9 protein-coding genes, 1 tRNA gene, 2 rRNA genes and 3 pseudogenes are annotated in these 8,930 nt (G+C 61.4%); 5 read left to right on the forward strand and 10 right to left on the reverse strand.

Translation table 11 applies throughout. The features are described 5' to 3' along the window. Together I53_RS11785 and I53_RS11790 are read left to right on the forward strand one after the other, a co-directional pair. On the forward strand, positions 1-632 hold a 632-nt coding region (locus I53_RS11785; protein WP_043350851.1), incomplete at its 5' end, for a DDE-type integrase/transposase/recombinase. 217 nt (positions 633-849) lie between these two features. Then, positions 850-1,218: pseudogene (locus I53_RS11790) on the forward strand (integrase core domain-containing protein); the annotation flags it as partial. Between the two features lie 118 nt (positions 1,219-1,336). Here the strand turns inward: I53_RS11790 and I53_RS35065 are convergent. The 3 genes and pseudogenes from I53_RS35065 to I53_RS31215 form a co-directional block, all read right to left on the reverse strand. Further along, positions 1,337-1,485: pseudogene (locus I53_RS35065) on the reverse strand (IS3 family transposase); the annotation flags it as partial. 87 nt (positions 1,486-1,572) lie between these two features. After that, positions 1,573-2,028 (reverse strand): DUF1837 domain-containing protein, encoded by a 456-nt coding sequence (locus I53_RS11795; RefSeq protein ID WP_051044786.1) that lies wholly within the window; start codon positions 2,026-2,028, stop codon positions 1,573-1,575. Positions 2,029-2,418: 390 nt separating this feature from the next. After that, positions 2,419-2,756 (reverse strand): annotated as a pseudogene (locus I53_RS31215) (replication initiator protein A); the annotation flags it as partial. Between the two features lie 251 nt (positions 2,757-3,007). Between I53_RS31215 and I53_RS33900 the strand changes: the two are divergent. From I53_RS33900 to I53_RS31225, 3 genes are all read left to right on the forward strand, one after another. After that, on the forward strand, positions 3,008-3,718 hold the full coding sequence (locus tag I53_RS33900; protein ID WP_187294344.1) for a hypothetical protein: 711 nt from the start codon (positions 3,008-3,010) through the stop codon (positions 3,716-3,718). Positions 3,719-3,874: 156 nt separating this feature from the next. Next, positions 3,875-4,504, forward strand: a complete 630-nt coding sequence (locus tag I53_RS11800) for a DUF488 domain-containing protein (RefSeq protein ID WP_210161578.1) — start codon at positions 3,875-3,877, stop codon at positions 4,502-4,504. After that, complete coding sequence (locus I53_RS31225; protein ID WP_306307435.1) at positions 4,501-4,947, forward strand: DUF488 domain-containing protein; 447 nt, start codon at positions 4,501-4,503, stop codon at positions 4,945-4,947. The genes I53_RS11800 and I53_RS31225 overlap by 4 nt, the downstream gene beginning before the upstream one ends. An 18-nt stretch (positions 4,948-4,965) precedes the next feature. Here the strand turns inward: I53_RS31225 and I53_RS11805 are convergent, their stop codons facing one another. The 7 genes from I53_RS11805 to I53_RS11835 form a co-directional block, all read right to left on the reverse strand. Then, on the reverse strand, positions 4,966-6,225 hold the full coding sequence (locus tag I53_RS11805) for a three-Cys-motif partner protein TcmP (protein ID WP_043350856.1): 1,260 nt from the start codon (positions 6,223-6,225) through the stop codon (positions 4,966-4,968). 25 nt (positions 6,226-6,250) lie between these two features. Further along, positions 6,251-7,033, reverse strand: a complete 783-nt coding sequence (locus I53_RS11810) for a DUF5131 family protein (protein ID WP_043350859.1) — start codon at positions 7,031-7,033, stop codon at positions 6,251-6,253. Between the two features lie 36 nt (positions 7,034-7,069). Continuing rightward, positions 7,070-7,501: a type II toxin-antitoxin system VapC family toxin gene (locus I53_RS11815; RefSeq protein ID WP_043350862.1), complete on the reverse strand. Its 432-nt coding sequence runs from the start codon at positions 7,499-7,501 to the stop codon at positions 7,070-7,072. Further along, positions 7,498-7,800: a hypothetical protein gene (locus tag I53_RS11820; RefSeq protein ID WP_043350866.1), complete on the reverse strand. Its 303-nt coding sequence runs from the start codon at positions 7,798-7,800 to the stop codon at positions 7,498-7,500. The genes I53_RS11815 and I53_RS11820 overlap by 4 nt, the downstream gene beginning before the upstream one ends. Positions 7,801-8,290: 490 nt before the next feature. Next, positions 8,291-8,367: transfer RNA gene (locus I53_RS11825), tRNA-Met, on the reverse strand. A gap of 107 nt (positions 8,368-8,474) precedes the next feature. Beyond that, a 5S ribosomal RNA gene (gene rrf, locus I53_RS11830) occupies positions 8,475-8,590 on the reverse strand. A gap of 167 nt (positions 8,591-8,757) precedes the next feature. Continuing rightward, positions 8,758-8,930, reverse strand: a 23S ribosomal RNA gene (locus tag I53_RS11835); the annotation flags it as partial.

The raw sequence follows: 8,930 nt of genomic DNA on the forward strand, positions 1-8,930 counted from the left end.
GCCCGGCCTACATCGTGATCAAAGCCGCCAACGAGTTCCGCGACAAGACCACCGCGCCAAACCAGCTTTGGCAGACGGACTTCACCTACCTGAAGGTGGTTGGCTGGGGCTGGTACTACCTCTCGACGGTGCTTGATGACTTCTCGCGCTACATCGTGGCGTGGAAGCTGTGCGCGACGATGCAGGTCGGCGACGTCACCGCCACGCTCGACCTCGCGCTGGCGGCGGCCGGGCTCGATCATGTGCAGGTGGCGCATCGGCCGCGGCTGCTCTCCGACAACGGGCCGAGCTACGTCGCGGGTGATCTGGCCGACTGGCTCGGCAGCCGGGGCATGACCCATATCCGCGGCGCGCCCCGCCATCCTCAAACGCAGGGCAAGATCGAGCGCTGGCACCAGACGCTCAAGAACCGCATCCTGCTCGAACACGCCTACCTGCCCGGCGAACTGGAGGCGCGGGTTGCCGCCTTCGTCGAGCATTACAACCACGCTCGGGCTCACGAGAGCCTGGACAACCTCACTCCCGCCGACGTCTACTTCGGCCGCGGCGAGGCCATCCTGCAGGAGCGGGCGCGGATCAAGCGCCAGACCCTCATCGATCGCCGCTTGCGCCACCACGCGCAGGCTGCCTAACCTCTCAACCCAGAAGGACCAGAGCCTCCGTTCCTGAGCGCCTCAAGTCGTCTCAAATCATCTGACGACGGACAAGCGGACGGGATCCGTCGCGGGGCAGCTCGGCAGCGGCGTTCTGCCAGATGTGCTCGCAGGTTAGGCTGATGTGCCGCCCGCCGAGCGGGGGGAAATGGGCGAGCAACTTGTCGGGCGCAGGTTCACCGAGGCTGGGCAAGTCATCAAGGGCGAGCAGGTCGTGGCTGTCGTCGGCCGCTTGGCGCTGCTGCGCGGAGCACCGTGCGCGATTCAGGTCGATAACGGGCCTGAGTTCGTCTCGAAAGCCCTCGACCGCTGGGCCTACGAGAACGGTGTCACGTTGGACTTCTCGCGCCCTGGCAAGCCGACCGACAACGCGCTGGTCGAGTCGTTCAACGGCCGGCTGCGCGACGAGTGCCTGAACGCGAACTGGTTCTTGTCGTTGGCCGACGCGAGGAGCAAGATCGAGACGTGGCGGCGGCACTACAACGAGAGCCGTCCTCACACCGCCCTGGGGTGGCGAACGCCCCAGGAATTCGCCCTGGCGGCGGCCCTGCAGGCCGCCGAATGAGATCCGGAAGCTTACATTCCGGCCGGACCAAAATCCGGGGGACCCTCAAATGCCCGAAAAACTTGCGCTCGGCGCGGACCGGTTGGCTGGGTCAGGGTCAAGGGTCAAAACTTCAAGCCCGACGAGCGCGGCGTTCAGAAACGTGCAAGACATCGATGATGTGCGCGACACAGACATGTCGGCGCGCGTGGCTCAGACGTTTCCCCGGCATGCCTCCTTCTGGATCAGCTTGTCGAGCGTGAGGTCCGCAATCGCCTTGCGCAGCCGCTGGTCGGGTCACCGCGGATGGAAGCGGAAGGCGCTCCCAATCTTCTTGCGCCACGTCTCCAGCGCCTGTCGGGCGGCATCAGCCAGCTAATCAGCGATCGCTTTGGCACCGTTCAAATTATAGAAATCCGAAGCGAAGCAAAATATAGTGATACTACAATATTTGAAGCGCCGTTGCCGGGTCGATTTATTATACACGTTACGTTTTATGGCCTCGGCGATCGCGGGGTCACTCAAGTCAGCCTTGTCGCTGAGCAGGATTATGTCGCGCTCGCATTCGGCGCCTAGGCGCTCAGGCTCAACGAGGAACGGGGCGAGGGAGGAAAGGCAAGCCCGAATGCCGGACGCTATGTCCTTGTAGAGCTTCGACTCGCCCCAATAGAGCTTCAAGATCCCGTCGGGCGTGACGCCCGCATAAACGCCGTCGGCACTATGGTAATGCATCCGGCGGTCGGTCTTCAGATCGATTTCGCACAGGATCTGCGGAAGTTTGAGACAGTGCTCCGCGAGTAGGAAAAGGACCATTTCGCCACCCTCTCCCATCTTAGCGAGATCTGTAAAAACGGAAGACGGACGCGCAGAGGCCGCGGAACTGTTCCGCACGCTCGTCAATCAGGTCACGCTCGTCCCTGAAAACGGCGAGTTGCGCATCGTGCTGCGCGGCGACCCCGCCGGCATCCTTCGGTTAGCTGCAAACAAGAAAAACCCCGGCTTCCTGTCGGAGGCCGGGGTTCTGGATGGCTTGCCGTCGCAAGGATCGTTGGTTGCGGGGACCCGCAACACCCGATCTCGGCAAAATTTGGCGATTGATTGTGCGCAACGCTCGTTGGTCGTAGAGGTGCACACGACCCCATTCTCGCGACTGATCGAGAGAGCCATTCCAAAGTTAGCAGCGTAGCCGCTGAACCCGAGCCCGAATCGACTCCCTCCTGGCCCGGTGGCGCGGTCGATCGCGAACAGCATCTGGTAGCGCGTGAAGCGCAAGAAGCGTGAGGTGAACAAGCCGTGGTTAGCGGCCTCGAAGATCTGGCCGGCCGCCCAGATCAGCACGTCGGCGTCCTGGATCGTCGCCACGCCGTGTTCGGGCATCGCCTGGATCTAGACGCACTGCCGCCGGCCTCGTAGAGGATCGGCGCGGTGCGCTTGGCATCGGCGAGCGAGAAGAACTGCCGCTCCATCAGGTCGCGCCGGTTGCGGGGCGCCGCATCGCCGATCGCGACTACGAACGGATGGGGCTGCCAACGTTCGCTCCGGGTCGCATCGCCCGACATTCAGAGCGACGCTTTCTCGGCCGCGGTCAGCGGGCGTGGAAGACGCGGGTGGCGGTCTGCTCGGAGGCCGACTTGCGCGCACTGCTGGCGGTCCATGCCGGGAGGTCTTCGACCGTGTAGAGGACGCGCCCGCCGGCTGTTGCCGGAGGTGAGGCCGGCGCCGTAGTGCAATAATGTCGATCACTCGCAAAACTTGCAAAGACACCCTCAGCAACACAAATTGCACTTAGTTGGGGGGAGGTCGCCGGAAAATGCCGACTTATGATGTGATAATAACGGATGTCACCCGGTACGGTGACCTCTTCTGCGTCGCGGGATGGGACGTGAACAATGGCGGGATGATCCGCCCGGAGCCGCCGACCGCCAATGCCACCGCGGAAGCATCGCGTTTCTGGAGTACTCAGTACGCTGGTCCGGGCAAATTCTTCGCAGTTGGCAACTTGGTTCGTTTCGATGCGGCGACGCCCCCGGCAAACTTCCCATTTCCCCATGCCACGGAGGACCGCGTTCTCATCGCCGGGAGGCACAGTGCGATCCTCGGTCAGATGACCGCCGCGCAGATGGTCCAGGCTGTCGCAGCTGACGTGGCGGCATCGATCGATGAAGCTTTCGGGGGGCAACTTCATCGAGCCTATTCCGGCAAGGCTCATGTGACCGCCGGCACACAAACATGCTCGCTCGACGCTATCAGGATCGATCCGAAGTCGATTTCATTCTACGAGGACAATCCGTCCCCAGGTAAGCGACGGCTCCGCACGCAGATCGATCAGGCTGGAGTCGAGTATGACTTCTCCGTGCCGGCTGATGCCGCGAGAACCCGCTTCCTTACCGGGGGTATCGCCGCCCTAGAAGCGGACGCCCGGGCTAGTCAGAGCATTCATGTCCGCCTCGGTCTGTGCCGTCCGTTCGCAGCGATGCCTAACTCTTGCTACGCACAGGTCAACGGCCTGATTTTCTTGTGAGCATTATGCGCCACCAGCCGCGTCATGCGTGACGGCAAAAAGCCACTCAAGTTTCGAACACTGCTGGCCGGGTGCGCGCGCCATTGGTAAGGTTGGGCTGACATCAATATGGAGATCGTGTCGGACGAGCGGTCGTAACATGAAGGAGGGGTGGGCTTGGCGAACGCGGCTGTAGAGGTTCTGACGATCGGGCATTCGACGCTGCCCTATGAGCGCTTCCTTTCGCTTCTCCGGCAGGCATCGGTCACGGCAATTGCCGATGTTAGGACCGCGCCGTTTTCGAGGCATTTTCCGCACTTCAATCGGGATTTGTTGCGCGACCAACTGCGCCAGGACGATGTCGCGTATGTGTTTCTCGGTGAGGAACTGGGCGGACGTCCCAAAGGGAAGCAGTTTTTTTGTGATGGCGTTGCTGACTACGAGCAGATGGCGAAGACGGACTCGTTCACACGCGGGCTGAACCGCGTCGTCGACGGTGCGGAGAAATACAGGATCGCCATGATGTGCTCGGAGCATGATCCGATGGATTGCCATCGTTGCCTGCTGGTCGGAAGGGCGCTGCACGAGCGCGGTGTATCTGTCCGCCATATCCTTAGCGGAGGGCAGATCGTCGATCATCGGCAGATCGAGGACAAGCTGATGGATATGGCGGGCAAGAGCGACATTGATCTTTTCGAGCCGCCAGCCAAGCGGCTTGCCGCCGCCTACCGAGACAGAGCGATGAAGGTGGCGTTTTCAGAAAGACAGGACAACGTCCGTAAAACTGCGGCTGGAGTAGACGTGTGACCGGCATCAATCTGGCAACGATCGGCTTTACCAAGACCACGGCAGCCGGCTTTTTCGACCGGGTGAAGAGCGCGGGCGTGAGGAAGGTGATCGACGTTCGCCTGCATAACACCTCACAGCTTGCAGGTTTTGCCAAGGCCGATGATCTTGCTTATTTTCTCAGAGAGATTTGCGGGACGCAGTATGTGCATCAACCACTGCTAGCGCCGACAGACGATATTCTGAAAGCTTTCAAACGCGATAAGGGTGACTGGAATATCTACGAAAGGTCTTTCATGCGACTGATGGAACAGCGCAAGATTGAGGACAGGTTTAAACCTGAGATGTTCGAGGGCGGATGCCTACTTTGCTCCGAAGACAAGCCACATCATTGCCATCGCCGCCTTGTCTGCGAGTATTTCAACAACAAGTGGCATGGCGCGCTGAAGGTGCGCCATCTCTGATCGCCATGTCTACCGGCTCTATGATTTCGAGTTCTTCCCTGCGCTCAGGAACATCGGGAAGAAGCTGCGCTGATTTTTCAGCTTGATAATGTCATTCACCGCGATGGTGTTGGCCTTACGGCGTTCACCGCCAGCCGGTGTAATGACCTCAAGGTCCGGATTTTCGATGATCGCCGCATGAACGTCGTCAGCGTGCGCCGGGGTGACATTGTAGATGCTTTCGTAAAACTCCATCACCGATATCGCGTCCCCTGCCTCGGTCACGAGACGGGGGATGTCGTCCAGCAATTGGGTCTTCGCCGACGCCCGGCCACTGTCGTCGAAGAGATACAGCATTCCCTCGTCATGTCGGGGATCGTAGGACAGCATGTTGAGGCCTGGCCGGCCGACGTGTGCCTGCAAGCTCGCATTGTCGTGGAGGATGTTGTTGTAGACCTGCCGCGCCCGATAGGCGTTGGCAAAGTGGATCAGCCAGTATCGCCATCCGCCGGGATTGTTGATCGAGAATGGGCTGACATACGGCGCGCAAAGGCGGAAGGCGTCGAAGACGATATTCTCGGCCGTGCCGAGCCAGTCCTTCCGGCTCATCAGCCCATCAAGCGCCTGCATGTCATTGGTTGGAATGCCCAGGTGGTCGAGTTGCGCACGCAGGCGCTCGGGTTCGTCCTTCTGGAGAAATGCCAGCAGAGACGTGATGACGAACGTGTAGAAGATTTCGGCTGCGGGCCAGGAATGCATTATGTCGAGGATCGTGCCGCGCTCGACATGGCTGTGGCCGCATTGGTCGAGGTTGAAAATCACGCTCCGATAGCGTCCCTGACCCAGAAGCGACTTGATTTTCGGATAGGCGACCTCGAAGAAATCGTTGAGATACTCCACGTTCAGGTGAAGCTTTGGGCAGGTCAGTGCGATGTCGGACTGCATCGGCGCGACATGCGTTTTCAGAAGCTCGATCGCGTCGCGGCTGGCGTCATTGAAGACGAGCAAGCACTCTACCTCGATCGCGCCGAGTCCCTGAACGACCCGCTGCGTGTTCACGGCTTCGACCGCGCGCTTCAGTTCCTCGATGAAGATCAGTGGTGAACCAGCCGCCCCGCAGTGATAGCGACCGCCACCGGCAAAGCCATCGACGATGGAGAGTCGAAACCGTTCCTGCTGCGGCAGCTTGCAGCGGACGGTAAGATAGTCGAACACATATTCGCGAAGGATTTCGTGCTTCCGACGCGAATGTTCTTCGAGGACTGCGCCGTCTGCCCACTCATATCGCTTCTCGACCACACTGCCTCCCCTGTACCCAGACCTGTTATGCGACAGCGTGTGTCACGGCCGGCATCTCATCCCAGGTCTGCCCACGATACTCGCGGCCATTCGCCTTCTTCGAGCGCTTCTTGTTGTCCTTGCCCCACGTCCCCCACTGCTTGAAGAAGAAGGCGGTGCCGGCGGACAGGCATCGGGCATGGATTTCGTCGATCCACTCCTCGCGGATCGGACGCGCGGACTTGCCGCTTTCGCCGCCTACGATCGCCCAATGAATGCCGCTGAGATCGACGGCACCGACCGCTCCGATCAGCGGCTCGAACGAGATGAAGCGGATCGAAGCAGGCGCTTTGCGCAGATGCTCGATGCGACCCACGACATCGGCATCCTCGATGCTGGTGCCGAGCCAAACATTGGGCAGGACTTCCCCGATCTGTCGGGCAACGAGTTCTGCCATGCGCTCGGGGCGCTTGGTGAGGATCTGATAATTGTGCCGCGGCGTGTCGCGCATCACCTGCCAGACGCCGAGGATGAAGGCGTCGCTCACCCGTTCATGGAACAGATCGCTCATCGAGTTGACGAAGATCTTGCGTGGCTTACGCCAGCGATGTGGGATCGACAGCGCGTCGCGGTCTTCGCGTACCACGCCGTTCCAGACGGTTCGCTTGCCAGTCTTTCGGGTCAGCCCGGCATATTTAGCGACGCCCATCGCTTCGAGACGCTTCGCCATCTCCATGGCATAGCAATGCGTGCAGCCGGCGGTGACGATCGAACACCCCGCGACAGGATTCCAGGTGGAGTCGGTCCACTCAATCTGGGTTTCAGCCATGCCGCCCTCCCGAGCGATGCCAGACGGTGATCGACATCAGACTGCTCCACGCAGCGGATTGATGAATCGAAGCCCAGCGAAGTCCTTCTCATTATCAGTGACGACGATGCAATTGTTGGCATCGGCGACCGCGGCGACGATCATGTCGAGGCCGCTGCGTGGCTGACCGGCGATCTTCCCGTCCGCCATCAGCCGCGCCCAGATCAACCCGGCCCGGTCATCGAATGGCAAAATGCGCCCCGCGAACAAGGCCTGCGGCCCTTCGGGACCGGCGAACCATGCGTCCAACGCCTCGCGCTTCTTGCCTGCCGGCTTCTCCAGCACGCCTCGGCGGATTTCAGCGACCGTCAAGGACGCGATGAACAGCGCATCGTCGCGCTGCTCCGCCATCCAGTCGAGCAGGGAGGCGGAAGGCGTCGGCTTGACGACGTTGCTGATGATGTTGGTGTCGAGCAGGTATCGCGTCACAGATCGACCCTGCGCCCTTCCTCGTTAGCGCGGCTGAGGTCGAGATGGGCACCAACGAGCGGCGAGCGTCGCAATGCCTGGAGGATGCCGCCCTGATGCGGCGGCTCTCCGGACACGATCTGCTGGACCATCGTCCGCGCCTGTACCGCCTCGGGGCCGTCATCGGCGAGGCGGCGAGCAAGAGCGCGGATCAGTTCGCGGTCTGCATCGAGCGCCTGAACCTCGAAGCGCGCGATACCGCGCTGGGCCTGACGCGACCGATAGTTGCGGATCGCCCGCTTCTGTGCGGCATTGCTCATCGCCAGCCTCCAATAATATGGCTGGATATATATCCTATCGCGGCCTTACAAACAACGGCCTTGCTGGGTGCCTTCGATCCTATGAGCCTGCCCCGCGCTTATAGGCGTGAGGGCGCTGGACGGTAGAAGATCGGCGCGCCGCTTCCTACCTAAAAGGCAGCAAAGCCGAGGTGCCGAACACAATGTCAATCGACGACTACTTCCTTCTACAGCCGGAGGGATGCGGCGGCGCGGGCTATAGAGCTTTCAAGCCCGCGGTTACCCGTCGATTGTGCGCTCAGGATGCATTTCCAGCCGCTATCGCGAGCAGGCGAAAGCAACTCCAGCGAGCCTTCTCGGGTGACGGGCGCTATGCGGCGCGAGAGGCCCTGTGGATTCTGGGCGTCGCGGCGGCCGACCTGAAGTCGGGGGAGCTCAGATGCCTCGGCGCAGAGGGGTCGGCCGAACGAAAAAACCCGCCGCGCTTTTGGGCGCGGCGGGTTTGTGTGTTTGGTTGCGGGGACAGGATTTGAACCTGTGACCTTCAGGTTATGAGCCTGACGAGCTACCGGGCTGCTCCACCCCGCGCCAAGAGTGTTTCGGCGTGTCCGGGGCGCCTGCCGCGATGGGCGGTGGCGCTGTCGTCCGGGGCCGGATCGGTGTCGTGTCGAGGGAATGCCGATTGCGATGGGCGGGTCTGGCGGCGACCGACTCTCCCGTGTCTTGAGACACAGTACCATAGGCGCTGGCGTGTTTAACGGCCGAGTTCGAGATGGGATCGGGTTCTGGGCACGCCGCTCAGGCCACCAGACCGGCGCATCGCAATTCTTTTGGGACTCGGCGGCGCAGGGTGCTGCGGCGTCGAGTGTTGTGTTCGGCAAGCATGCAGCGTCGTCGCTGCGGGTCTTCGTTGTGGCGTGTGTCTCTGGCATCGCCCGCCTTGCGGCGGCCGATCCAGTCCGGACACGGATCACGAGAGCGATCAAGCCAATCGGGCGATTAGTACCGGTCGGCTCAACGCGTCGCCGCGCTTGCACCCCCGGCCTATCGACGTGGTCGTCTTCCACGGCCCTCCAGGGAGGTCTCGTTTTAAGGGGGGTTTCCCGCTTAAATGCCTTTCAGCGGTATCCCGTCCGTACATAGCTATGCTG

It is taken from the genome of Methylobacterium sp. B1, from assembly GCF_000333255.1.
GTDB classification, from domain to species: domain Bacteria; phylum Pseudomonadota; class Alphaproteobacteria; order Rhizobiales; family Beijerinckiaceae; genus Methylobacterium; species Methylobacterium fujisawaense.

Coding starts and splice junctions, on each gene's coding strand:
- I53_RS11795 (WP_051044786.1), bottom strand. CDS start 2,028: ATGGGAGAGGGTGGCGAAATGGTCCTTTTCCTACTCGCGGAGCACTGT.
- I53_RS33900 (WP_187294344.1), top strand. CDS start 3,008: ATGCCGACTTATGATGTGATAATAACGGATGTCACCCGGTACGGTGAC.
- I53_RS11810 (WP_043350859.1), bottom strand. CDS start 7,033: ATGGCTGAAACCCAGATTGAGTGGACCGACTCCACCTGGAATCCTGTC.
- I53_RS11820 (WP_043350866.1), bottom strand. CDS start 7,800: ATGAGCAATGCCGCACAGAAGCGGGCGATCCGCAACTATCGGTCGCGT.